The sequence below is a fragment of the Xylanimonas protaetiae genome (assembly GCF_004135385.1).
In the GTDB taxonomy this organism is placed as follows: domain Bacteria; phylum Actinomycetota; class Actinomycetes; order Actinomycetales; family Cellulomonadaceae; genus Xylanimonas; species Xylanimonas protaetiae.
Genome location: NZ_CP035493.1, coordinates 3,758,810 through 3,784,397, shown reverse-complemented (window position 1 = coordinate 3,784,397; position 25,588 = coordinate 3,758,810). Strand labels below are relative to the sequence as shown.

Below are 25,588 nucleotides of genomic sequence, written 5' to 3'. Positions count from 1 at the left end.
AGCGACGACGAGTCCGATGGCGGTGATTGGCTAGGAGAGAACGAGACGTGACGAAGCGCAAGCTCATCGAGGTGGCCCTGCCGCTGGAGGCGATCAACAAGGAGTCCGCGCGCGAGAAGTCCATCCGGCATGGGCACCCTTCGACACTCCACCTCTGGTGGGCTCGCCGACCCCTCGCCGCCGCTCGCGCCGTGCTGTTCGCGCAGCTCGTCGACGACCCGTCTTCGCGCCCCGAGGAGTTCCCGACCGAGGAAGCACAGCGTGCCGAGCGCGAGCGCCTCCACGGCATCATCGAACGGCTCGTGGTGTGGGAGAACGTCCGGGACGAGAAGCTCCTCGCAGAGGCGCACGCCGAGATCGTCAAGTCCGCACCCAAGGACGATGATGGCAACCCCGTGCTGCCGAAGATCCTCGACCCGTTCGCAGGCGGGGGCACCATCCCCCTCGAAGCCCAGCGTCTAGGACTTGAGGCCCACGCGAGCGACCTCAACCCCGTCGCCGTCCTCATCAACAAGGCCCTCATCGAGATTCCACCCAAGTTCGCCGGGATGAAGCCCGTCCACCGCGACGACAAGGGCGGACTCCTCGCCGACGACCGCGCCTTCTGGAAGGGCGCCGAGGGCCTCGCCGCCGACGTACGCGCCTACGGCCAGTGGATGCGCGACGAAGCCGAGAAGCGCATCGGCCACCTCTATCCCCGGGCCACCCTCCCCGACGGGTCGAAGGCCACCGTCATCGCCTGGATCTGGGCACGCACCGTCACCTGCCCCAACCCCGCCTGCGGCATCGAGATGCCCCTCGTTCGTTCCTGGTGGCTTGGCAAGAAGAAAGGCAAGGAGGCCTACGTCGTTCCCACCGTCGTCGCCGATCCCAGCCACAAGTCCGGCCGCCGCGTCGAGTTCACCATCGGGCACGACGTCGCACACGCGCCGACAAGGGACGGCGATGGAACAATGCACGGGCGAACTGGTGGTGTCTGCGTCTCCTGCTCGACCGCAGTGTCGACCGAGTACATTCGCGACCACGGGAGACAGGGCAAGGTCGGGCAAACTCTCATGGCTACGGTTGCGGAAGGCAATCGTCAGCGCGTCTATCTGGCACCGACGGCCGAGCATATCCGAGCCGCCGACGTTTCGAAGCCAACTGAAGTCCCTTCGGGTGAGGTCGCCACAAACCCGCGTTGGTTCTCTCCGCCCGCGTATGGTCTGACTCAGTTCGCGGACCTCTTCACGAACCGGCAACTCACCGCACTCACCACCTTCTCCGACCTCGTCGCCGAAGCCCGCGACCGCGTCCTCGACGACGCCGCAGCCACCGGAATGCCCAACGGCGCCCCCCTCGCCGACGGCGGCACCAACGCCCAGGCCTACGCCGACGCCGTCGCCACCTACCTCGCATGCGTGATCGGACGCCTGACTGACTACATGAGTTCACTGACCACTTGGGCCAGCAATCCGCAGATGGAGATCCTTCGAAACCTGTTCGCGAGGCAGGCGATCCCTATGGCTTGGGACTACGCCGAAGGTAACCCCTTTGCTGACAAGTCTGGCAGCGTGGCGAAGATGGTCGAGGCCGTCGCGAAGCCATTGGAGTACATTCCAGCATCGCCCTCCGGCACAGCCAACCAGGCAGACGCTGCTGCGCGATCGTTCGCGAACCTCGTGGTCTCGACCGACCCGCCGTACTACGACAACATCGGGTACTCGGATCTCTCGGACTTCTTCTATGTCTGGCTGCGTCGCTCGCTTCGGCCGGTGCTTCCGGGGTTGTTTTCGACGATGCTCGTGCCGAAGGCGGAGGAGCTTGTCGCTAACCCCTACAGGCACGACGGCAAGGCGGGCGCTGAACGGTTCTTCGAGGATGGCTTCCGCGACGTGTTCGCCCATGCTCGGGGGTCAGCGTCGTCGTCATACCCGATGACGGTCTACTACGCGTTCAAGCAGAGCGAGACCGACGGCGCTGGCGAGGCGTCGACAGGTTGGGAGACGCTCCTCGAGGGAATGATCCGCGGCGGCTGGGAGATCACGTCGACCTGGCCACTCCGATCCGAGCGCGGCGGGCGAATGATCTCAGTGGGCACCAACGCTCTCGCGTCTTCGATCGTTCTGTCGTTGCGGCCGCGTCCGGCGTCGTCGTCGACGACGGATCGTCGTGGGTTCATCGCGGCTCTGGAAGCCGAGCTGCCTGACGCGCTGCGGAAGTTGCAGCAGGGCGCGATCGCGCCAGTGGACCTGCCGCAGGCCGCGATCGGCCCGGGCATGGCGGTCTTCTCGCGGTTCGCGGGCGTACTCGAACCTGACGGTTCCAAGATGACCGTTCGGTCGGCGCTGGCGCGGATCAACGAGATCCTCGACCAGGTGCTGTCCGACCAGGAGGGCGACTACAAGCCCGATACCCGGTTCGCGATCACCTGGTACCGGCTGCACGGCTACGAGCCCGGCAAGTCCGGCGAGGCCGAGAACGTTGCGACGGCCCGCGCGGTCGTGCTCAGCGACCTCGCACGCTCGGGCATCCTGACGCACCGCGGCGGCATCGTGCAGCTGATCTCGCCGTCGGACCTCACGGGCGACTACGACCCCGCGACGGACCACCACATCTCTGTGTGGGAGGTCCTCCAGCATCTGATCCAGGTCTTGGAGCGCGATGGCATCGCCCCGGTCGGCGACCTGCTGCGCGCGGCCCTCGACCGTCCAGCGGCGGACATCGACGCCGACGAGGTCAAGGAGCTCGCTCACCTGCTGTTCCGCATTGCGGAGGCGAACGGGTGGACCAAGGACGCGCTGAGCTTCAACACGCTGGTGACGTCGTGGCCGGAGATCGTCGACGTAGCCCGCCAGGCGCCGGCGCTGGCCCCGAGCACGCAGGGCGCGTTCAGTTTCGATTCGGAGGACTGAGATGGGCTTCCTGACGCCCATGTACGAACTCGGCGAGTACCTGACGTGGACGCGCTCCGGTGAGATCCAGCTCCCGGACTTCCAGCGCGGCTACAAGTGGGAGGATGAGCGCATCCGGCAACTGCTGATCACGGTGCTCCGTGGTCACCCGATGGGCGCGGTCATGCTCCTGAAGACGGGGAACTCGCAGGTGCGGTTCAAGCCGCGGGCGATCGAGGGCGTTGACCTCGCGCCCGGCGTGTCGGCCGACTACCTGTTGCTCGACGGCCAACAGCGACTGACGTCGCTTACGCAGGCACTCAGCGGCAATGGTCTTGTCGCGACGAAGGACAGCCGCGGGAAGCTGTTCGATCGGCGGCACCTCGTGCACATGGCCACCGCTCTCGCGAACCCGACCCGAATGGATGAGGCGGTCATCTCCGTGCCGGGTGACGGCGTCGAGCGAACCAACTTCGGCCGGGACATCGTCCGTGACCTCAGCGATGAGGCCAAGCAGCGTGAACAGGGCTTCTTCCCGCTGCACCTCCTGTATGGCGACTACATGAGCTGGATCCTCGAGCTTGAGGATCGTGACCTCGGCAAGCGGTTCCACAACGAGATCATCAAGCCGGCAGCGACGTACGACATCCCAGCGATCGTGCTCGACGAGAAGACCGACAAGGCCGCTGTCGCGACCGTGTTCGAGAAGGTCAACATCGGTGGCCTGCCGCTGAACGTGTTCGAGCTCTTGACCGCTGTGTTCGCGGGCGACGCCGACTACTTCGCGCGCACCAGGACGGACTTCCGGCTCAACGACGATTGGAAGGAGACGCAGGCCAGGTGGTCGGGTCAGCCCGTCCTCGCGGCCGTGGAGAACACGGACTTCCTCCAGGCCGTCACGATGCTGGTCACACGCAAGCGCAATCTCGCGGACACCTCGGACCGGCCGCCGGCCATTTCCGCTAAGCGGGAGGACGTCCTCAAACTCACGTTGCCGGAGTACCTCGAGTGGCGTGAGCCGTTGCGGGAGGCGTTCGTGTGGGCGGCCCAGTTCCTCGCCGACCGGCATATCTTCGCGCCGCGCGACGTCCCGTATCCCAAGCAACTCGTCCCGCTCGCAGCAGTGAAGGTGGTGCTCGGCAAGGACGCCGATCTCATCGGCGTCAGCCAGCGACTGGTGCGCTGGTACTGGTGTGGAGTCCTGGGGGAACAGTACGGCGGTTCGATCGAAACGGCGTTTGCGCGTGACATCGAGATGGTTCCCGCATGGGCACTGTCCGAGGATGCGCCCCTGCCGCGCACGATCCAGGAGGCCAACTTCTCGGAGTCGCGGCTCCACTCGCTGCGGACGCGGAACGCTGCCGCGTACAAGGGCATCGCGGCCCTCATCCTCGCGGGTGGTGCGCGTGACTGGATGGAGGACAAGGCGCTCGACAAGGTGCAGTACGTTGACCTCGCCGTCGATATCCACCACATCTTCCCGCAGAAGTGGTGCAACGAGAATGGCATCGACGACGAGCGCCGCGAGAGCATCGTCAACAAGACGGCCATCAGTGCCCGGACCAACCGCACTATCGGCGGCGCGGCGCCGTCGTCGTACCTGGGTGTGATCGAAGCCCGCGCGCAGATCGACGGCGATCGTCTCGACGAACTCGTCGCCACCCATCTGGTGCCCGCGTCCCGGCTGCGATCAGACGACTTCGACGGGTACTTCCGCGACCGTCGCGAGTTGCTGTGCAGGCTCGTCGAGGGAGCGATGGGCAAGGCCGTCCAGCGTGACGTCGAACAGGGCGTTGCCGCCGAGGACTCGGCGCAGTTCGAGGCCGAGGAACTGACTGAAGACCCGATCACGGAGAACGACTGACATGGCGATGAGCAATCGTGACCGCATCAACCGGATGTTCGAGGCGATGGCTCCGGCGCTGGATGACTTCATCGCGGGGATCGTTGGTCAGGTGAGCCCCGAACTGGGCGCGAACTGGGTCAAGCTTGTCGAGGCGAAGGACACGAAGAAGGGCATTTCCAAGTCCTACGACCCGCTTGACCCGCAGGTGCAGTTGCGGATCCTCACCGAGGGCAACATCACCGGAGGCTTCAAGGCCGGCTGGTACCCGTTCGGTGAGACGCTCACCCGCGCGGGGGAGTTCTACGCTTCGGAGCTGCGTGAGGTTCGGAACCGTTGGGCGCACAACGCGTCGTTCAACGACGACGACGCCTACCGGGCACTCGACACCGGTGAGCGCCTCCTGCGCCTGATCGGGGACGCTGGGACGGCCGACAGGGTGGCGAGCATCCGACAGGACCTGCGCCGCGTGACGGCCGACAAAGAGGACAAGAAGGTCCTGAAGGCCGCCGTCGACAACCCCACCGCGACGGGTCTGCGCCCGTGGCGCGAGGTTCTCCAGCCGCACGACGACGTTGCGACGAACAACTTCGCAGCCTCGGAGTTCGCGGCGGACCTCTACAAGGTCTCGACGGGTGGCGAGAAGGACTCGGGCTACTCGGACCCCGCGACCTTCTTCCAGCGCACGTACCTCACTGAGGGCCTGTCGCAGCTCATCGGGCGTGCTGTGCGCCGCATCGGTGGCGACGACAACGCTCCACCCGTCATCAACCTCCAGACCAACTTCGGTGGCGGAAAGACCCACTCGATGCTGTCGCTGTGGCACATCGCTGCCGGCCTTCCCCTCGGCGTGTACCCCCAGGAGACCCAGGAGCTTCTGCAGGCGAACGGGTACCAGGGACAGAAGGTCAACCGGGTCGCGATCGTCGGCAACCACTTCTCGCCGTCCGGCGTGACCAAGGCCGACGGGACTCGGATCAACACGATGTGGGGTGAGCTCGCGTGGCAGCTCGGCGGGGCTGAGGCGTACGCGTTGGTGGCGAAGTCAGACATCGACCGGACGCATCCAGGGGAGGCGCTGCACGAGCTGCTGCGCCGATACGCACCGGCTGTCATCCTCATCGACGAGTGGGTCGCCTACGCGCGTTCGCTCGTCGGTCGTGACGACCTTGCCGGTGGCACATTCGACGATCAGTTCACGTTCGCGCAGACCTTGACCGAGGCTGCGAAGGGAACCTCGGGCGTGCTGCTCGCGATCTCGATTCCGGCGTCGTCGACGGGCGATGAACCTGAGAAGCTCATCGCAGGCAATGCCGAGGAGGTCGGCGGTACCAACGGGCTGGAGGCTCTCAAGCGTCTGCAGAACGTGGTGCGTCGCGTGGCGGATCAGTGGCGGCAGGCGTCACCCGTCGAGGCCTATCAGATCGTCAAACAGCGCCTGTTCAAGCAGCCCGACGCCGCCGCGTTGGCCGAGATCGGTGCGACCGCTCGGGCGTACATGGAGATGTACCGCAAGTACACCGACGACTTCCCGCGCGAGGCCCGCGACGTCGCGTACGAGGACCGCATCAAGCGGACCTACCCGATCCACCCCGAGCTGTTCGACCGGTTGTACGAGGAGTGGTCCTCGCTCGAACGGTTCCAGCGCACCCGTGGCGTACTGCGGCTGATGTCGACCGTGATCCACGCCCTGTGGGTCGGTGAGGACGCCTCGCCGATGATCATGCCTGGCTCAGTTCCGCTTGCCACGGCGACGGTGAATGCCGAGCTGACGCAGTACCTCCAGGACTCCTGGAAGCCGATCATCGACGCCGACGTCGACGGCCCGAACTCCGAGCCGGCCCGCATCGACCAGGCGAAGCCGCTGTTCGGCCAGCGAGCGTTGACCAAGCGCCTCGCGCGCACGGTGTTCTTCGGCGCAGCCCCGACGATCGGTTCTGCGCACAAGGGCCTGGAGACGCAGCGCGTGTTCCTCGGGACCGCGGTCCCGGGCGACGTGCCGGGCAACTTCCACTCGGCGCTCACGCAACTTGCCGACCGGGCGACGTATTTCTACGCCGGGTCGGGCAAGTACTGGTACGACCTCCAGGCGAATATCACCCGCACCGCGAAGGACCAGGCGGAGCGCCTGCACATCGAGGACGTGTGGGTCGAGATTGTCAAGAGGCTCAGCGGGCAGGCTCGCACGCGTGGCGACTTCGCTGGGGTACACGTGTGCCCGGACTCGAGCACCGACATCCCCGACATCGACGAAGCCCGGCTCGTGATCCTGCACCCGAAGGTCGCGCACAAGGCGAAGACCGACTCGCCGGCCAAGCAGTTCGCGGCCAAGGCGACGGAGCAGAAGGGCACGTCGAACCGGACACACCGCAACATGGTCGTGTTCCTCGCGGCTGACGAGTCCCGCCTCGAAGAGCTCGTCACGGCAACGCGCGACTACCTGGGCTGGAACCACGTCCTGGTCAATGAGGCCGACCTCGACCTGACGCAGAACCAGAAGGCCCAGGCGACGCAGCGCAAGGCACAGGCGGACCAGGCTGTGGAAGCCCGCTTGCTCCAGACGTTCACGTGGGCGCTCGTACCGACGCAGCCGGACCCTGCGGCACCGTTCCTGATCCGCGATGTGAAGGTCGAGGGCCAGGCACCCTCGCTCGCGGAGCGCGTCTCCAAGCGCCTGGGAAGCGATGGTGACCTGTCGACGCGGCAGGCGGCGTCGAACATCCGCCTCTCGATCGGCAAGGTGCCGCAGATCTGGAAGGACGGGCACGTCTCCCTCGGCACGTTGTGGGGGCTCTACTCGCAGTACCCCTACATGCCGCGCCTGCGCGACGAGTCCGTGCTGGCCGCGGGGATCATCGACCTCCCGTTGATCTGGCAGACGGACGCGTTCGCACTCGCTACCGGCTACTCGGAGGACGACGGCCGGTACATCGGGCTCTGGACGCCGGGGGACAAGACAGCTGCGCCCCCGGCGACCGATGCGCTGCTGCTGGTGCGACCCGACGTCGCAATCGCCCAACTGGCGAATCCAGTTGACGCGCCCAGGACCGACCCTGGCGTTCCTGACCGGGTTCCGGGTTCTGGTCCGGGACCGAACCCGCCCGTGACCATCGTCGACCCGACCGTGCCGCCGACCGTCGTGCCTCCAGTCGTCGTGGACATCACCAAGCGCTTCTTCGGCGTCAAGACGCTCAACCCCGACAAGTGGGCTCTCGAGTTCAAGAACATCGCCGAGGAGGTCGTCGCCAACCTCCGCGACGTGGGCGCCCAGATCACCCTCCGCATCGAGATCGAGGCCGACAAGCACGACGGCTTCAGCGAAGGCACGATCCGCACCGTCTCAGAGAACGCGAAGACGCTGAAGTTCGACCAGTCCGGCTTCGAGAAGTCGTGACGTCCGGCGGAGACGTTCGGGCGGTCAAGTTGCCGTTCGAACTGGGTGAGTACCTCTGCACGTGGCGCCTGCCCGTCGAGGGTGGTGAGGCTGTTGAGGCGCCAGGCATGCTGGCGCTTGAGGCCCGCAGATGGCCAACGGGCGATGTCTATGGGGACGTCCCCATCCAATGGAGCGTTACTCCCAGCGGTGAGCGCAGCGCGGGGTTTCCGCAACAGCGTGAGTTCGACGTGCTGACGGGTCGGCTATCTTCGGGCGCTCACGTGGCACTGCTCAACGGGGGCGTCTCGTACCTGATGCCCAACCAGGGGCGCGCACGGGGCTCAGCGGCGATGCTCTCACTTGAGCCGTTTGGGGAAACTGATCCGCGCCTGTACTCGAGGGTCGAGTTCCAGGTGGAGGGGATCGAGGCGCTTGTTGGAGCCCGGCCCATCAAGTCGGCGTCGTTCCCTGCGCCGTCCGCGGACGTCAAGACCTGGAGCGCGACGATCGACGACGGTCTGCCACGCAAGTGGGAGTCTGATGGCGTCTCGATGACGTACGGGTTCAACGGGCGGTTCCGGGTTGGTCGCGGGTACGAGTTCCAACTCGCGTTCGGCCCCGTCATCACCATCGAGGTCGACCAACCGTTGTCGGCCATTGAGTGGTACCGGTGCTGGGTCTACCCGATGCGGGAGATGGTCTCGGTGCTGACCCGAGCGCCGCGCTTGGTGACGTTCGTCCTCCTGGCGGACGCCACGATGAACACAAAGGACCAGCTGTTCGGCTGGGACATCACCCAGGATCCGCGCAACTCGGTAGACCGCGCGGTCAATGATGCCAACCCTGCGATTGTCTGCGACAGGGACAATGTCTCGCTCCTGAGTCTTGCGCTGGAGTGGGACGAACTCGCAGCCAACGAGCACCCGATCATCGAGACCTACGGGAGGATGGCGACCCAGGGCGATCAGCATCCCAGGTCACGAGTTCTTAACCTGATTCAGGCGCTGGAAGGGTCTTTTGGGCATGAGCGTCAGGCGGAGTTGGAGGAACGTCAGGCGCGCCACGACGTTCGCCGCAGTGAGTTCCTGGACCGGATGAAGCGCCTGCTCCCCGCGGACGACGTGAAGTACCTCAAAAGGACGCTGATGAAGCGCGCACCGAGTGGCCTCGCGCAGGTGTTGAGCGCGACGTTCGATGCCCCACCGGTCGACGTCCGCGATGAGGTCCTCGGCTGCCAGGCCGTCCAGGCACGTATGGAGGCCAACGGGGGTGGCCGCGTTGAGGACGCACTGGCGAACATCCGCAACGATCTCTCTCATGGTTCTCGGGGCTACGACGCGCACGACCTAGACGAGCTCGCCAAGATTCTTGATCGAGTCGTCAGGGCGGAGGTAGTCCGGCTCCTCGGCGCACCGGAGGAGGCTGTGGTACGGGCGCTGACTCCGACCTGACGCAGTGCGTTCCCATTGTCGCTCTGCCGTTCCTGAACGACGGCGGCTCGCGAGGCCATCGAGGAGCCGCGGGCGAGCGCGCGGTTCGGCATGCATGTCCTGGAGCTCCGCGAGTTCTCGCTCGCTGTCGGCGACGAGGACGACGGCCCCGCGAGCCCGCGTCGGGCTCACCCGCTCGCTGCACGCCACGGCGCGGGCGGGGTGCCTGGTCCCGATGGATCCACTCGGTTACACCTGCTTCAGTTGAGTTTCTGATGCTTCGCTTGGGGAGGCTGTCGTGACTGATGTTCTGGAGGGTGACGTGCAGGCGCTGCGCGCTGCACTTGCACGCACGACAGGCGAGGTCCACGTGACTTTGAACCTTCCGCGGAAGGCCGCTCGCAAGGTGCTCGCGCTGCCCGATGCGGAGCGCACGTCGGGCGCCGTCGTCGTGCCTGCCAGGGAGCTCCAGACGACGATCGAGGCCGCGGCTCTGCTTGGCGTGTCTCGACCGACGCTGATGAAGCACGTGGGCTCCGGGGAGATCGACCACGTCATGGTCGGCAGCCATCATCGGATCGACGCCGCGCCCCTGGCGGCTTTTGAGCAGGCTCGCCGTGAGCGTCGGGCGAAGGCCGCAGCCGACCTAGCGGCGTTTTCTAACGAGATCGGGCTCGACGATTGACCGTCTCGGTCGTCATCGCCGATGCAAACATCTTGTTCTCGCGAACTCTGCGCGACTACGTGCTCTACGGCGACGAGGCCGGCGGCTTCGAGGTGCCGTGGAGCCCGGCGATCCTGGCAGAGATGTCTCGGAATCTGCGCGCCAAGCGAGAATCGTCCCAGGCGCGGACGGACCGACTCGAGGAGCTGGTGAACGCGTTCCGTGACGATGCCCTCGTCGAGGTGCACGCCAGGGACGAGGCGGCGGTCGAGTCCGTGGACATGGACCCCAAGGATCGTCACATCCTGGCAGCGACGCTCTCGGCCGGCGCCGACATCCTGCTGACCGAAAACGTCCTCGAGCGCATCGTCGGCACCGACGTCGTCGACCTGTTGCGCGCGGTCCTCAAGGGGTAACCCACCGCCCTGCGACGTGGAGTGCGAGACCGCGCCCCGCTGCTGGCGCTACTGCTGGCTTAACGGAACGACCACCAGCGGATACCAGCGAACCGCCACGGGCAGAATTCCAACGATCCGACCGTACTTCTGCAGGTCAGAGTTCATTCACACCGAAGAGGTCACTGGCTAGATCCCAGTCTCGCCCTACGTGATGCGCGGCCGGACCGCCCTGCTCGCCAAGCGCGTGTTCGCTCTCAGCGTGCCGTAGACGTCGCAACGCCGACCGGCTCAACCGAGGCCGACGGAGGGGCCCGCCCGCCGGTCCCCTCCGCTCCCACCCGTCCGCTGCAGTCTCCTGAGAAGCGACGCGCCCGCAGGTGCTCGCGTGACGGCGGCGGACCACACGCGACCGCCTACGCTGGACGAGGGGCCTCAGGCACGTAGGCCAGCACGGTCATTCCTGAGTGGCACGGGAAAGGCACGAACCGCCCCGAGACCCCCAGAAACCGCGGAAAATCAACGATTCTGGTAGATGATCAACTTCTGATCCCACGCCTGTGGTGTGATCTGGATCACGCCTGGTCAGGGGCCCGGATCTGCGAGTTTTCGCAGGTCCGGGCCTCTTTCTATTTCCGGGGAGAGGTGGACACCCAGAGACAGAGGAACCCCCGAAGTTCCGTTCCGAGAGGCACGGGGATGGCACGACGGGGCAGAGACGCCGGGGGGTGACCAGGATCATCACCACATTGGCGCCTCCCATGGTGTGGGAGGTCGTGTTTCTGCTGGCCGGGGGATCCCAGAGTTCGTGTCGATCAGCGCCCGGGCGGATGTCGGGGCGGAACGAAACGTATACAGATATGGTTAGATGTATACGGTCTGTCTCAGGAGGGAGGACCTGGTGGCCGCCTTGACGCCCCGTACCGCAGAACTGGCGAGTCTGTCTCGCAGCGGCCTGTACCGTGCAGCGCGCGCACGCCGGCTCGAGCGGGTCGCGCGCGGAATCTACCTTCCGGCGGACGCGGAGCCCGCCGACTGGGACATGCTCGAAGCTGCGACGCGTCGCCCCGACGGGGCGATCTGTCTGATCTCCGCGCTCGCTCACCACGACCTCACGGATGAGATCCCGGCCGCGCTCGACGTCGCGATCCCGCGCGGGTCCCGCATCCCCGCGACGGACGCGGCGATCGCGTGGCACTCGTTCGATCGCGCGACCTTCGAGCTCGGGCGCGAGTCGATGCCGATCGCGGGCACCGACCAGGTGATCGGCATCTACTCGCCCGAGCGATCGATCACGGATGCCTTCCGGCTGCGCTGTGCGATCGGTTACGAGATTGCCCGCGACGCCCTTCGGGAGTGGCTGCGGCGCGGCGGCAAGCCTGCCCAGCTGATCGCGATGGCTGCCCGGATCCCGCGAGCGAAGACCCCGATCATGAACGCACTGGAGATGTTGACGTGACGGACGGCGAGCCGACGTCGGCGGTGTAGGTGGACAGAACTGCCCGCCGGAACCGGGGACGTCGAGCGTCTCGTAGTTCAGGGTCATGACCCCGACTGTGGGGTGGAAGATGCGCTTCTTGCCGTGGGTGTGCTTGAAGAGGCGGTAGTCGGCCCAGTAGCGGGCGAAGTCCGTCGAGGCGACGGACAGCTCGCCGACGAGCCGTTCGAGTGCTTCGTCGGGCCTTTCAACGATCTCGGGGCCTCCGAACAAGATGACCAACTTCTGACCTGCGGATTTCCGCAGGGCCAGGCCTCACTTGGTTCTTGGTTCCTGAGGGCTGGGTGCGCAGAGCCGTCGGGACCCCGACGACTCCGTCTGTCATGACGGGGCAGGGACGGGGCAGGAGGGAGCGTCTGCGCGCCGCGTACCCTGTGGCGTCGATGTCCTCGTCAGCCGGCCGCGTGGGCCGGCGAGCGTGTCGCCAGGCGGTCGCGGAGCGTCGAGCCCTCGTACGCGGTGCGGTACACGCCGCGTTCCTGGAGCAGGGGCACCACCGTCGCGTGGAACTCGTCGAGGCCGGTCGGGGTGATGGACGGGACCAGGGTGAAACCGTCGCACACCTCGTCCTGCACGCGGTCCGCGATCTCGGCGGCGACCTCGTCGGGAGTTCCGACGAGCAGCCCCGAGCGTGTCGTCGTCTCGACGACGATGTCCCGGACGCTGTAGCCGTTCGCGGCGGCGAGCTCGTGCAACTCGGCAGCCTTCGCGCGAAGGTCCTGGTGGGTCTTGGCGCGGCCCGCGGTGAGCTCCACGCCCTCCACGAGGTCGGACAGGGGCGGAAGTGCGCCGTCGACGTCCAGGCCGTCGAACCGGCGCCCCCACACAGACTCGATGTGCCGCACCGCGGTCGCGGGGCTGACCTGCTGGCGGCGTTCCCACGCGGCGCGCTCCTCGGCGTCGGCGTGCGTGTCACCCAGCGCGAAGGTGGCCGCAGGCATGATCTTCAGGTCGTCGGGCTGCCGGCCGTGAGCCACGACCCGCGCCTTGACGTCGGTGAAGAAGGCGCGACCTGCGGCGCGGTCGCCGAACGGCGAGAAGATCGCGTCGGCGTACCTCGCCGCCGTCTCCCGGCCTTCGGGGGACACGCCCGCCTGCACGATGACGGGCCGTCCCTGCACGGGCGCGGGCGTACCGAGCCGCGCCTCGACGTCGAAGAACCGGTCGTGGTGGCTGACGTGCTTGCCGTCGACGGCGGCGTCCCAGAGCTCGAACGCGGTGGCGAGGAACGCTTCGGCGCGCTCATACCGGTCGGCGGCGTCGAGGAACCCGCCGCGGCGGAAGTTGGCTCCGAAGAAGGTGTCGTGGCTGGTCACCACGTTCCACCCGGCGCGCCCGCGCGAGACCAGGTCGAGCGTCGCGAGCTGCCGCGCGAGCTCGTAGGGCTCGTTGTAGGTGGTGTTGAGCGTGGCGACGAGACCGATGTGCTCGGTGGCGCCGGCGAGCGCGGCGAGCTGGGTGATGGAGTCCGGGCGCCCGACGACGTCGAGGTCGTGGATGCCGCCCGCGAACTCCCGCAGGCGCAGCCCTTCGGCGAGGAACACGTAGTCGAACAGCGCGGCCTCGGCCGCCCGGGTCAGGTGCAGGAACGACTGGGGGTCGATCTGGCTGCCCGACTCCGGCTGGGTCCAGATCGTGGTGGCGTTGACGCCGGGGAAGTGCGCGGCCAGGTGCACCTGGCGCGTGGCGCTGCTCATCGGGTGACCTCCGAAGGCGTGGGGGTGGCGTATCGGCTGGCGGGGCGAGCGAGCCCCAGGCGGGTCCGGAGCGTGACCGGCGTGGGCGGCTCCGGAGCGCCGGGGTAGGCGGTCGCGGTGCCCGGCCGGTCGGCGGGGTCGAACGGGATCGCGGCGGCGTCGGCCTCCGCGGCGCGTCCGGCCCGGTCGAGGCGCCGCGCGGCCCGCCGCACGTCGTCCGCCGGACCGGTCAGCACGATGCCGTCGGCGCCGCCGGAGAGGTCTGCGAGCGAGGGTTCGTCCGGGACGCCCGCGGCGTCGACGTCGACGAGGACACGCGTGGCGGGGCTCACCCGCGCCCGCGCCCGGACGACGTCGTCGATCGACCGTGCCCGGACGACGTCGGCCAGCGCCAGCGCGCCCGCCTGCGCGGTCGCGGCGGCGTCGTCGTACGCGACGACGACCGGGGGAGGCCCTGCGGAGAGCGCGGCACGATCGACGGGCCCTGGACCGCGAACCAGCGCCCGGTGAAGCCGGTGTAGTGCACCTTGCCGGCGTCGATGAAACGGCCCGTGGCGACGTCGCGGATCTCGGCGTCGTCCTCCCAGGAGTCCCACAGCCGGCGTGACGCCTCGACGACGTCGGCCGCCTCCGCCCAGGCGTCGTCCGGACCGGGCGCGAGGCGGCGCCCGAACGCGGCGGCCTCCTCGTCGTCGGTCGAGACGGTGAGCCGCACCCCGGCACGGCCGCGCGTGACCCAGTCCAGTGTCTGGACCACCTTCGACAGGTGGAACGGCTCCGTGTGCGTCGTCGTCACCGACGGGACGAGCGCGATCCGGTGCGTCCGGTGCGCGGCGACGGCGGCGAGCGTCGGAGCGTCCGCGCGCACGACGCCGTCGGGCACCCGATACGCGTCGTCGAGGAACGCGACGTCCACGCCTGCTGCGTCGAGCGCCTCGAGCTGCTCGACGACGGCGCCCACGACGTCGTTCTCTGCCGGGACGGCGGTTCCGACGTCGGCGGCGAGCAGCGGCTGGCCCAACGGCTTGGCGTAGGTGACGCTGACCACCGTGTCCCCGGCGTAGGGCCCGAACGGGGGCACCTGACGCCAGCCCTCCCGCTCGTACAGGCGCTGCGCCTCCGGCTGCCGGAACCCTGTCTGCAGATGGGCGGCGGCGTACCCGAGGGCTCGCGCCTCGTCCTCTACGGCGCGCAGCAGCGCGCTCGCCAGGCCGCGACGCCGCCCGTGGGCGTGGACGAACACCCTCTTGACCTCGGCGAACGCTCCGGTGCGCTTGAGCGACGCGGTCGCCACCGGCTCGCCGTCGACCGTCGCGAGGAACACCGCGACGACGTCGGCGACGTCGAGCGGCGGGGGAGCGACGTTGCGCAGCACGTCCGCGTAGCGGGGTCCGATCTCGGCGTCCATCGCCTCGCGCAGGGCGGCCACGCGGGGGTCGTCCCACGTGGTGCGCTCCACCGTCGCGCCGCTCACCGTCGCACCGCTCACGGCAGCACCCCTCACCGTCGTCGCCGTAGCCACGGTCACCTCCGTCATCTCGAAACCTCCAGGGCGGCCCGGGCGTGCGCCGTCGTGAACCGGCGCACCGCCTCGGCCAGCGTGTCCAGGCCGTGCCGGGCGAACGACACCCGCAGGTGCTCGGCGACCGCGGCACCGTCCGCCGCGGGTGAGCCCGGCACCACGAACTGGCTGCCGGGGGAGACCAGCACCCCGTGGTCACCGAGCCTGGCGGCCAGCGCGTCAGCGCCCGGGCCGATGTGCACCCAGGCGAACAGGCCGCCGTCCGGCAGGTCGACCGAGACCGCGGTGCCCAGCGCGGCGCGAAGCCCCTCGACGAGCGCCGCGGCTCGCCGGGCGTACTCGGACGCGGCCCTCTGGGCCACGACGTCGTAGAGATCGTCGACGAGCACCAGGTCGGCGACGATCTCCTGGACGAGGCTCGACGCGTGCTGGTCGGTGCGCGCCCGCAGGTCGAGCACGCCCGGGGTGACCCACTCCGGGAGCACGGCCCAGCCCAGGCGCAGGCCCGGACCGAACACCTTGGAGAACGTGTTGGCGTGCACCACCCGGTCGCTCCCGAGGTCGAGGTCGGCGGGCCGGTCACCCGCCCAGCGCAGGGCGGTGTACGGGTTGTCCGAGAGCACGAGGAACCCGTACCGCTCGGCGAGCTCGACCAAGCGGGCGCGGCGCGGCGCGCTCAGCGTCGCCCCGGTGGGGTTCTGGAAGTCGGGCACGACGTACAGCGCCCGGGGTCGCAGGCCGTCGGCGAGGCGCCGTTCGAGCGCGTCGACGTCGAGCCCGTCGGCGTCCGTCGGCACGGCCTCGACGCGCGCACCGGTGAGCTGCAGCACGCCCAGCAGCAGGGGGTAGACGGGGTTCTCGACCACCACGACGTCCCCCGGCTCGACCACCGCGAGCAGCGGCAGCGCGAGCGCGTGCAGCGCCCCGTTGGTGAGCACCACGCGATCGACGCTGACGCCTTCGCGCTCGGCGAGCCAGGCGCGCAGCCCGGCGTGCCCGGGCCGGTGGGAGTAGTCGAGCGCGACGGCGGCCCGGCGCGGGTCGGCGAGCACGCGGGCGGTCGCCGCAGCGATCTGCTCGGCAGGCAGGAGCGCGACGTCCGGGGACCCGCTCGTCAGCGCGATGGAGTCGGCGGGCGGTGCGCCCAGGACGGCGCCGAACCGGGTCGGCGCGGCGAGTCCTCGCACGCGCCCGGCGAGGACGCGGGTGTCGGCGGTCATGCGGGCACCGTCCCTGCCGCGACGAGCGCCTCGTCCTCGCCCGCCTCGGTGAGCGGGCCGTTGACGATCGATCCCGTCGGGACCGCCGCGGCGGCGTCCGCGAGGAAGCTGTCGGGCGCGAGGAGGCCCAGCGGGTCGAACACCGCCTTGACCGCGCGTTGCAGCGCGATCTGCTCGGCGCCGAGCTCGTCGGCCAGCCAGCCGCGCTTGAGCGTCCCGATGCCGTGCTCGCCGCTGATGGTGCCACCCAGGGCGAGGGCCGCGCGGACCAGCTCGTCGAGGGCCACCTCGAGGCGTGCAGGCGGTCGCGTCTCGCCATCCCGGCGTCGGGCGAGCAGGCCCGGGTGCAGGTTGCCGTCCCCGGCGTGCGCCACCGCCTGGACCTCCAGGTCGTGGCGGGCGGCGATCGCCTCGATCTCAGCGAGCATCGCGACGAGCTGGGACCGGGGCACCGCGACGTCCTCGCCCGCCGCCCACGAGTCCGTGACGGGACCGCGACCGGTGCGCCGCAGCTCGTGGTAGCGCTCGCCCTCGGCGGTGTCGAGCAGCTCGGCCCGCAGGCCGGCGGCGTCGAGCGCCGCGGCGAGCGTCTCGATCTCGACGTCGGCGCCCGGCCCGTCGGTGCGCACGAGCACCAGCCCGTTCCCGTGGCGGGCCACGAGGTCGGTGCCGCTGTGCCCGTCGATGTTCTCCAGCGTGCCGCGGTCGAGCAGCTCGACGCACGAGGGGCGCACGCCTGAGCCGGTCACGACGTCGACGGCCCGGCCGGACTCCGCCAGGGACCTGGTCGAGACGACGAGGGTCCGCACCCGCGCCGGTGCCGGCACCAGCCGCAGCGTCGCCCCGACGACGATGCCCAGCGTCCCCTCCGACCCGACGACGAGGGCGGTCAGGTCGAGCCCGGTCACGCCCTTGACGGAGCGGTGCCCGGTGCGCAGCAGCCGGCCGTCCGCGAGCACGACGTCCAGGGCCAGAACGGCGTCGCGGGTCACGCCGTACTTCACGCAGCGCAGGCCGCCGGCGTTGGTGCTGATGTTCCCGCCGATGGTGCTCCACCGCGACGACGCCGGGTCGGGCGCGTACATGAGGCCGTGCTCGCGGGCCGCGGCGTCGACGTGGTCGGTGACCGCGCCGGGCCCGACGACGGCGACCTGGTCGCCGGGGTGGATCTCGATCGAGGCGAGGCCCGCGGTGGACAGCACGATGCCGTCGGCAGGCGCGGTTGCAGCGCCCGAGAGGCCCGTGCCGGTGCCCCGCACGACGAGCGGGACGCGGTGCCGGGTGGCGGCGCGTGCCACCGCCTGGACCTGCTCGACCGTCCGCGGGATCACCACGACGGCGGGTGGGCGCTCGGTCGGCACACCCGCGGCATCGGAGCGGTAGGGCGCGACGTCCTCGGGCGTCGTGAGCACGTCGTCCGAGGCCAGGGCGGCGAGGATGTCGGTGACGAGGGCGCTGGCCCGCGGGGTGGTCATGATGCTCCTTGCTGGTCGGGCGAGTGCTGCGCAGCGGCGACGAGGTCGCGTCCTACGGAGGCGAGGGTCGGCGCGCCGCACAGCACGTGCACACGCCGGACGTCTTCGACGAGGTCGGTGGCCCAGCGCCGGACGCCGTCCGCGCCGCCGGCGGCGAGTGCCCACGCGACGGGGCGGCCGATGAGGACGGCGCGGGCGCCGAGCGCCAGGGCCCGCACGACGTCCTCGCCGCGCCGGACGCCGCCGTCGACGAGCACGGGCACGGTGCCGGCGACGGCGTCGACGACGTCGGGCAGCGCGTGCGCCGTGGTCAGCGAGCCGGCGAGCTCGCGCCCGCCGTGGTTGGAGACGATGACGGCGGCGGCGCCGGCGTCGACGACGGTGCGCGCGTCGTCGGCGCGCAGGACGCCCTTGACGACGACGGGCAGGCCGGTGCGTGCGGCCAGCCGTCCGATGTCGGCGGGGCCGAGGTCCGTCGCGGTGCCGAGGGCGGTCGGCGGCACGCCGGGGAAGTTCGGGTTGGCGCGTGCACGCCCGGCGAGCCCGACGAGCCCTGCCCGGAACGGCAGCGTGTTGCCGACGGCGGGGTGGTCGACCGTGAGCACGAGCGCCGTCGCGCCCGCCTCGACCACCCGGTCGAGGAACCCGTCGATCAGGGACCGGTCCTGTGGCACGTACAGCTGCTGCCAGAACGGCCCGGAGTGCGCCGCGATGTCGGCGACGGGCACCGACGCGCCCGAGGAGATCACCCCGGGGATGCCGGCGGCCGCGAGCCCGCGCGCGGTGGCGATCTCGCCGTCGGGGTGCACCAGGCCGTGGCCCGCCCACGGTGCCGCGATCACGGGCGCGGGGGAGCGCAGGCCGAACAGCTCGAGCGCCGTGTCGACGTGCGTGACGTCCCGCAGCACGCGCGGGCGCAGCGGCAGCCGCTCCCAGGCGGCGACGTTGGCACGCACTGTCTGGCCGTCGCCGGGGGCGCCGTCCAGGTACGCCGCGACGCGCGGGTCCACGGCCGGAGCCACCGTGGGCGCGCTCACGCGCCCACCGCCGCGGGCAGCGCCGCCACCAGACGGCGCGTGTACTCGTGGCCGGGCCGCGACAGCACGTCGTCCACGGCGCCCTCCTCGACCACCCGGGCGTCCTGGAGCACGAGGACGCGGTCGGCGACGTGGTGCACCACGCCCAGGTCGTGGGAGACGAAGACGAGCGACGTGCCCCGGTCGGCCTGGATCTCGGCCAGCAGGTCGAGCACCTGCGCCTGGACCGACACGTCCAGGGCGCTCGTCGGCTCGTCGCACACGAGGACCTGCGGCTCGGGGGCCAGGGCGCGCGCGATGGCGACGCGCTGCCGCTGCCCGCCGGACAGCGAACGCGGGTGGCGGGCGAGCACCGACTCGTCCAGGCCCACACGGCGCAGCAGGCGCACCGCCCGGGAGCGGGACTCGTCCGCGCCCAGCCCGAGGCGCAGCGTGGACTCGGCGATGACGCGGTCCACGGTCCAGCGCGGGTCGAACGAGCTCAGCGGGTCCTGCGAGATGAGCTGCACCAGACCACGACGCGGCCGGCGGGCCCGCTCGGGCTGCGGGGACCACGCCTCGCCCCGCACGAGGACCTCGCCGGCCTCGGGCTCGAGGAACCCGAGCACCAGGTTGACCAGTGTGCTCTTGCCTGAGCCGGACTCGCCCACGATCCCGAGCGTCTCGCCCGCTCCGAGCTGGAACGACACGTCGTCGACCGCTACGTGCCGGCCGTGCCGGCCGTTCGCGAAGGAGCGTGTCAGGTGCCGCGCCTGCAGCACGACGTCGGACGCGTCGGGCGTGCGCTGCGGCAGGCGCTCGCGGACGAACGTGGTGGCCCGCTCGCCGTTCGCGCCGCCGCCGGGCGCGTCGACGGCGGAGGGGCGCACCAGGCGGAAGCCGCGCGACGAGGCCGACGGAACCGCGGTGAGCAGCGAGCGCGTGTACTCCTCGCGCGGCGCGCCGAGGACCTGCGCCGTCGGGCCGCTCTCGACGACGACGCCGTCGCGCATCACCAGGACGTGGTCGGCGATGCCCGCGACGACGGCGAGGTCGTGCGAGATCAGCAGCAGCCCCGAGCCCTCGGCGACGCGCGCGGCGAGGGTGTCGAGCACCTGGGCCTGCACCGTGACGTCCAGCGCCGTCGTGGGCTCGTCCGCGATGATCAGGCGCGGGTCGCCCGCGATCGCGGACGCGATGAGCGCCCGCTGGCGGAGCCCGCCGGAGAGCTGGTGCGGGTACTGCTCGGCGCGGACGTCGGGACGGGGGACGCCGACGGCGGTGAGCAGATCGATGGTGCGCTCGCGGGTCCGCGCCCGCGGCACGACCTGGTGGGTGCGCAGCACCTCGGCGATCTCGGCGCCCACGGTGCGCAACGGGTCGAGGGAGACGAGCGCGTCCTGCAGCACCATGCCGATGCGGCCGCCGCGGATGGTGCGCCAGCGGGGCTCGCTGAGCGCGGTCGCGTCCTCGCCGTCGATCTCCAGCCGGTCTGCGGTGACGGTCGAGCGGGGGCCGGTCAGCCCGAGCAGGGTGCGGGCGGTGACCGACTTGCCTGAGCCGGACTCGCCGACGATCGCCACGCACTGGCCGGAGTGCACGGTGAACGACACGCCGTCGACGGCGCGCGTGCGACGACCGGGGCCGAGCGCGAAGTCCACCGTGAGGTTCTCGACGCTGACCAGCGGTGTCGCGAGGGCGGCCGGCGTCGTCGGTGCGGCGGGGAAGGTGGTGGCGCTCATGACTGCCTCCCGTCGGTGCGGGCCTGCAACCAGCGGCCCAGCACGGTGAACGCGATGACCGACCCGGTGATGAACACGCCGGGGAACACGCCCGCCCACCAGGCGACCCGCAGCACGTCCCGGGACTCGGCGAGCATCACGCCCCACTCGGGGATGGGCGGCTGGGGCCCGAGCCCGAGGAACGACAGCCCGGAGACGGCGAGGATCGAGGTACCGATGTCGATCGCGGCGAGCACGGGCACCGCGGTCAGGGCGTTGGGCAGCACGTGCTCGCCCAGCACGGCCCACCGGCTGCGGCCGAACACCGCCGCGTGCGCCACGTAGTCGGCGCGCGTGACGACGAACGTCTGCGAGCGCACCACGCGGGCGTACAGCGGGATGCCGGCGATGCCGATCGCGACGGCGACGTTCCAGACGCCGGGCCCGGTGAACGTGACCACGAGCATGGCCAGCAGGATCGCCGGGAAGGACGACACGACGTCGAGCAGCCGGGTCAGCCCTTCGTCGAGCCACCGGCCGACGCGGCCGGTGAGGAACGCGCCGGACAGTCCCGCGCTCACGCCCAGGACGGTTCCCAGCACGACGCCGATGGCGGTGGCAGCCAGGCCGATGAGCACGGAGTAGCGCGCGCCGTGGACGACCCGCGACCAGACGTCGCGCCCGAGGCGGTCGGTGCCGAACCAGTGCTCGCCCGAGGGCGCCCGGAGGCCGACGGTCAGGTCGCTGGAGTACGGGTCGAAGCGGGCGAGCACGCCCGGGAACGCGACCAGCACGGCGAGGAACGTGACGACCACGAGGGCGACGGCCACGGGCACAGTGACCCGTCGGCGGGCCGAGGCGACCCAGGGAACCCGGGGAGCGCGCGGGACGGCCTTCGGGCGTCCCAGCAGGGACGTGGCACTCATCGGGCACCTCGCAGACGGGGGTCGACGGCCGCGTACAGCACGTCGAGCGTGGTGGAGACGACGACGTAGACGGTCGCGGCGAGCAGCACCACGCCGAGCACCACGGGGACGTCCTTGTTGGTCACGGCGAGCAGGGTCACCGAGCCGAGGCCGGGCCGTCCGAAGACCTGCTCGGTGATCACCGCGCCGCCGAGCAGGCCGCCGACGAGGCTGCCCGCGACGGTCATGCCGGGCACCAGCGCGTGCCGCAGCGTGTGCCGCCACACGACGAGGGACTCGCGCACGCCACGCGCGCGCACGGTGACGACGAACGGTTCGAGCATCGTGCGTTCCATGGCCTCGCGGAGCACCTGGCTGAGCAGGCCCGCCGTCGGCAGGGCGAGGGCGACGGTGGGCAGCACGAGCGACTGGACGCCGGTGCCGCCCGCGACCGGGAACAGCCCCAGCCCGAACGAGAAGACCATCAGCAGCAGGATCCCGGACCAGAACACGGGCACCGAGACGAAGACCAGCTCCAGGGTCGACAGCACCGCCCGGACCGCGCGGTGGCGGCCGATCGTCGTCGTCGAGAGCACGACGGCGAGCAGCGTCCCCAGGGCGCCCGCGCTGAGCGCGAGGATCATCGTCGAGCCGATCTGGTCGGAGATCACCCGAGCACGGGCTGGCGCTGCACGTAGGACGTGCCGAGGTCGCCCTGCACGAGCCTGCCGAGGAACTGGACGTACTGTGCCCACGGGGAGCGGTCGAGCTGCCACTCGGAGACGAGCGCCGCCCGCAGCTCGGGGTCGTTGAGGTCGCCGGCGAGGATGTCCGCGACGGACCCGGGCACGGCCTGCAGCGTCCAGAACGCGATCGTGGCCGCCGCCCACAGCACCACGACGCCGGACGCGACCCGGGTCACCAGCCGGCGCACGACGGGGTGCGTCCCGCGGGCGGGTGCCGCCCCGGCGCCCGCGCGAGGCGCGGGCCCGGGGGAGGACGGCTCGCCGGTGCTGCGAGGCTCGACGGCGAGCGAGGTCACTGCTGGACCCACACGTCGTAGGAGCTCGCCGGGGAGTCGAGCTGCGGCTCGAAGGACAGGCCGCCGACCGTGTCCTTGGCGGCCACCGTGTATACCGGGTGGTACAGCGGCACGTAGCGCGCGTCGTCCACGACGGCGGCCTGGATCGCGTCGAGCGCCTTCTTGCGCGTGGCGGGGTCGAGCGACGCGCGGCTCTCGGCGACGAGCTCGTCGAGGCCGGCGGTCGCCTGCGTCGCCCCCGCGTACAGGAAGCCGTTGCTGGTGAAGACGTTGCGGAAGAGGTTCGACGGGTCGGCGGTGGGCAGCGTGTTCGGGTAGACCGTCCACGTCCCCTTCGCGAGCTCGTCGGAGAACGCCGCACCGGTGATGATCTGGACGTCCAGGTTCAGGCCGATGTTCTCCTTGAGCTCGGCCTTGACGGCCTGGAGCAGGACGTCCCGCTCGTCGCGCACGTACGGCTCGGGGTACCCGACGACGATGGTCAGGCGCGTGCCGTCCTTGGTGCGGTAGCCGTCGGCGTCGCGGCCGGTCCAGCCGGCCTCGTCGAGGAGCGCGTTGGCGCCGTCGACGTCGTTGCCCCACGTGCCGACGAGGTCCTTGTCGAAGTACGGGCTGTCCGGGCCGACGCTCGAGTACGCCCTCTGGACGGTGCCGAGGTACTGGCCCTGGATCAGCGCGTCGAGGTCGAAGCCGTCGCGCAGCGCCTGGCGGACGCGGACGTCGTCGGCGGGGGCGATGCGCGTGTTGATGTTGAGGCTGAACGCCGTCCCGGTGGTCGGGCCGGTGAGGTACTGGAACCCGGCCGCGTCCTTGAACACGGTGGTGTCGGTGACCTGGACGTTCTCGATGACGTCCACCTGGCCGGCGGTCAGCGCACCCGTGCGGACCGTGGCCTCGGGCAGGTAGCGGTACGTCACCTTGTCCAGGTGCGCCGGGCCGGTGTGCTGGGCGTACCCGGGGCCCCAGGCGTAGTCGGAGCGCTTGGTGAAGACGATCTGCTGGCCGGCCTGCCAGTCGCTGACGGTGAACGGGCCGGTGCCGATGAGCTCGGCGCTCGGCTGGCAGAGGTCGCCGTCGACGGCGAGGGAGGTGGGCGCGAGGATCGCCGAGCTGATCGTGGCAACGCCGTCGAGGAACGCGCCGTCGGGCTGCTTGAGCGTGACGACCAGGGTGTGGTCGTCCGTCGCCTCGGAGTGGTCGTAGGCGACGAAGTAGGGGCGGGCGTTGAGGGTGGAGCCGTCGGCGACGAACAGGTCGTAGTTGTCCTTGACGATCTGCGCCGTCAGCGGGGTGCCGTCGGAGAAGGTCACGTCGTCGCGCAGGTGGAACGTGTACACGGTCTCGTCGTCGGAGATGTCCCAGGACTTGGCCAGCCACGGCGTGTACGTGCCGTCGGCGGCCTTGCCGACGAGCGACTCGGCGAAGTTGCGGATGATCGGGTAGGAGTTCTGCTGCCCCGAGCGCTGCGGGTTGTAGCAGACCGGTTCGACGCTCACGCCCCAGGTCAGGGAGCCGCCGTCCACGGGGGTCCCCGTCGGGGCCGTGCCGCCTGCCGAGGTCGAGGCGGCGGACCCGCCCGAGCAGGCGCCGAGCGCGAGGGCTGCGGCGAGCGTCAGCGCGGCCGCGGCGGTCCGTCGAGTCGATCGGGTGGTGACGATGGGCATGGGAAGTCCTCACGGGTGTGACTGCGGACGGTCGTGGCCGCGCAGCCGTGGCGGGGTGGAGCAGGGGATAAGGCAGGGGACAGGCGCCGAGGTCAGGCGCCGGCGGGGACCAGGGCCTCGCGGCGACGGATCGCCGGGATCAGGCCCTCACCGACCCAGCGGGTCTCCTCGAGGTTGGGGAACCCGGAGACGATGACCTCGGAGACGCCGATGCGGCGGTACTCCTCGAGGCGGTCGGCGACGTCGTCGAACGAGCCGACGAACCCGAGCGCGGGGCCTCCGGCGACCAGGCCGAAGCCGCCCCACACGCCGGGGGCGATCCAGAGGCTCTCGGGACGGGTGACGTCGGCGTCCGCCAGGAGTGCCTGCCCGCGCTGCTGGCCGACGGACTGACGCTGGACGAGGAACGACCGGAACTGGGCCTGCTTGGCCGCGTCGACGCCGTCGAGCAGCGCGAGAGCGTCGCGCTCGGCCTGCTCGTGGGTGTCGCGGACGAGAACCCAGGACCGGACGCCGAACCGGACCTCGCGGCCCTGGGCCGCGGCCAGCCCCCGGATCCACTCGATCTTCTCCGCGAGCTGGTCGAGCGGCTCGAGCCACGACAGGTACACGTCGACGTGCTTGGCGGCGACGTCGCCCGCGTAGCTGGACGAGCCGCCGAACCAGACCTCGGGCTGGTCGGGGACGGGCGTGCCGCGCACGGTGTCGAGCGTGGCGTCGCGCAGCGTGACGTGCCGGCCCTCGCGCTCGACGGTCTCGCCGCGGAACAGCGCGCGGTACACGTCGAGGAACTCGTCGGTGCGGGCGTACTGGTCTTCCTTGTCGCCGAAGTCGCCGTGCTTCCAGGCCTCGGGGCCGGGCTCGCCGGTGACGACGTTGAGGGAGAGGCGCCCGCCCGAGATCCGCTGCAGGGTGGCGGCCCGGTGGGCGGTGTAGGCGGGCGTCGTGGTGCGCGGGTGCAGCGCCACGAGGAACTTCAGGTTCCTCGTCACGGCGGCGAGCGACGCGGCCAGGACCCACGGGTCCTCGCAGTACGAGCCCGTCGGCACCAGGACCGACTCGAACCCCGTCTCCTCGAGCGCGAGCGCGACCTGCGTCAGGTACGACAGCGACGGTGCGCGATACGGGGCGGTCGGGGCGCCGTCGTCGACCGGCGCGATGTTGGTGCCGCCGTGCAGGACGTCGCGGGACTCACCCGCCGACGGGAGGTACCAGTGCAGGCGCAGGGCGTCGCTCATCGCAGTTCC

At 70.5% G+C, this 25,588-nt stretch carries 19 protein-coding genes and 1 pseudogene; 7 read left to right on the top strand and 13 right to left on the bottom strand.

The features are described from left to right. The first annotated feature begins 47 nt into the window (after positions 1–47). From ET471_RS17515 to ET471_RS17485, 7 genes are all read left to right on the top strand, one after another. Positions 48–2,894 (top strand): DUF1156 domain-containing protein, encoded by a 2,847-nt coding sequence (locus ET471_RS17515; protein ID WP_129190461.1) that lies wholly within the window; start codon positions 48–50, stop codon positions 2,892–2,894. A 1-nt stretch (position 2,895) separates the two neighbouring features. Further along, entirely contained in the window at positions 2,896–4,737 is a 1,842-nt protein-coding gene (locus ET471_RS17510; RefSeq protein ID WP_129190459.1) for a DUF262 domain-containing protein, read from the top strand. 1 nt (position 4,738) lies between these two features. Continuing rightward, on the top strand, positions 4,739–8,110 hold the full coding sequence (locus ET471_RS17505) for a Swt1 family HEPN domain-containing protein (RefSeq protein ID WP_129190457.1): 3,372 nt from the start codon (positions 4,739–4,741) through the stop codon (positions 8,108–8,110). A gap of 107 nt (positions 8,111–8,217) precedes the next feature. Continuing rightward, the gene (locus ET471_RS17500) at positions 8,218–9,543 is read left to right on the top strand and encodes a hypothetical protein (RefSeq protein WP_165350530.1); all 1,326 of its coding nucleotides are present in this window, start codon (positions 8,218–8,220) and stop codon (positions 9,541–9,543) included. 277 nt (positions 9,544–9,820) lie between these two features. Then, the gene (locus ET471_RS17495) at positions 9,821–10,207 is read left to right on the top strand and encodes a helix-turn-helix domain-containing protein (RefSeq protein WP_129190453.1); all 387 of its coding nucleotides are present in this window, start codon (positions 9,821–9,823) and stop codon (positions 10,205–10,207) included. Continuing rightward, entirely contained in the window at positions 10,204–10,602 is a 399-nt protein-coding gene (locus tag ET471_RS17490; protein ID WP_129190451.1) for a PIN domain-containing protein, read from the top strand. Before ET471_RS17495 ends, ET471_RS17490 begins: the two co-directional genes overlap by 4 nt. An 880-nt stretch (positions 10,603–11,482) precedes the next feature. Beyond that, positions 11,483–12,040 (top strand): type IV toxin-antitoxin system AbiEi family antitoxin domain-containing protein, encoded by a 558-nt coding sequence (locus ET471_RS17485; protein WP_129190449.1) that lies wholly within the window; start codon positions 11,483–11,485, stop codon positions 12,038–12,040. A gap of 51 nt (positions 12,041–12,091) precedes the next feature. Here ET471_RS17485 and ET471_RS19170 read toward each other — a convergent pair. The 13 genes and pseudogenes from ET471_RS19170 to ET471_RS17430 all read right to left on the bottom strand — a co-directional run. Next, positions 12,092–12,292 (bottom strand): annotated as a pseudogene (locus tag ET471_RS19170) (MmyB family transcriptional regulator); the annotation flags it as partial. A 179-nt stretch (positions 12,293–12,471) separates the two neighbouring features. Continuing rightward, on the bottom strand, positions 12,472–13,776 hold the full coding sequence (locus ET471_RS17480; RefSeq protein WP_129190447.1) for an NtaA/DmoA family FMN-dependent monooxygenase: 1,305 nt from the start codon (positions 13,774–13,776) through the stop codon (positions 12,472–12,474). Beyond that, the gene (locus ET471_RS17475; protein ID WP_129190445.1) at positions 13,773–14,108 is read right to left on the bottom strand and encodes a hypothetical protein; all 336 of its coding nucleotides are present in this window, start codon (positions 14,106–14,108) and stop codon (positions 13,773–13,775) included. The genes ET471_RS17480 and ET471_RS17475 overlap by 4 nt, the downstream gene beginning before the upstream one ends. After that, positions 14,105–15,265 carry an LLM class flavin-dependent oxidoreductase gene (locus tag ET471_RS17470; protein ID WP_165350529.1) on the bottom strand — a complete coding sequence of 387 codons (1,161 nt, stop codon included), beginning with the start codon at positions 15,263–15,265 and terminating at the stop codon, positions 14,105–14,107. The genes ET471_RS17475 and ET471_RS17470 overlap by 4 nt, the downstream gene beginning before the upstream one ends. A 44-nt stretch (positions 15,266–15,309) precedes the next feature. After that, a complete protein-coding gene (locus tag ET471_RS17465) occupies positions 15,310–16,518 on the bottom strand; it encodes an aminotransferase-like domain-containing protein (RefSeq protein ID WP_129190441.1) in 1,209 nt (402 codons plus the stop codon). Next, positions 16,515–17,993 carry an FAD-binding oxidoreductase gene (locus ET471_RS17460; RefSeq protein ID WP_129190439.1) on the bottom strand — a complete coding sequence of 493 codons (1,479 nt, stop codon included), beginning with the start codon at positions 17,991–17,993 and terminating at the stop codon, positions 16,515–16,517. The genes ET471_RS17465 and ET471_RS17460 overlap by 4 nt, the downstream gene beginning before the upstream one ends. Then, positions 17,990–19,030, bottom strand: a complete 1,041-nt coding sequence (locus ET471_RS17455; RefSeq protein WP_129190437.1) for an alpha-hydroxy acid oxidase — start codon at positions 19,028–19,030, stop codon at positions 17,990–17,992. The genes ET471_RS17460 and ET471_RS17455 overlap by 4 nt, the downstream gene beginning before the upstream one ends. Next, positions 19,027–20,751, bottom strand: a complete 1,725-nt coding sequence (locus ET471_RS17450; RefSeq protein WP_129190435.1) for a dipeptide ABC transporter ATP-binding protein — start codon at positions 20,749–20,751, stop codon at positions 19,027–19,029. Before ET471_RS17450 ends, ET471_RS17455 begins: the two co-directional genes overlap by 4 nt. Next, entirely contained in the window at positions 20,748–21,656 is a 909-nt protein-coding gene (locus tag ET471_RS17445; RefSeq protein ID WP_129190433.1) for an ABC transporter permease, read from the bottom strand. Before ET471_RS17445 ends, ET471_RS17450 begins: the two co-directional genes overlap by 4 nt. Further along, entirely contained in the window at positions 21,653–22,306 is a 654-nt protein-coding gene (locus tag ET471_RS17440) for an ABC transporter permease (protein ID WP_207207300.1), read from the bottom strand. Before ET471_RS17440 ends, ET471_RS17445 begins: the two co-directional genes overlap by 4 nt. Then, positions 22,303–22,677 carry an ABC transporter permease family protein gene (locus ET471_RS18295; protein ID WP_207207299.1) on the bottom strand — a complete coding sequence of 125 codons (375 nt, stop codon included), beginning with the start codon at positions 22,675–22,677 and terminating at the stop codon, positions 22,303–22,305. Before ET471_RS18295 ends, ET471_RS17440 begins: the two co-directional genes overlap by 4 nt. After that, entirely contained in the window at positions 22,674–24,341 is a 1,668-nt protein-coding gene (locus ET471_RS17435) for an ABC transporter substrate-binding protein (RefSeq protein WP_129190431.1), read from the bottom strand. Before ET471_RS17435 ends, ET471_RS18295 begins: the two co-directional genes overlap by 4 nt. A 92-nt stretch (positions 24,342–24,433) precedes the next feature. Further along, positions 24,434–25,579, bottom strand: coding sequence for an LLM class flavin-dependent oxidoreductase (locus ET471_RS17430; RefSeq protein ID WP_129190429.1), 1,146 nt, complete (start codon positions 25,577–25,579; stop codon positions 24,434–24,436). Positions 25,580–25,588 lie beyond the last annotated feature (9 nt).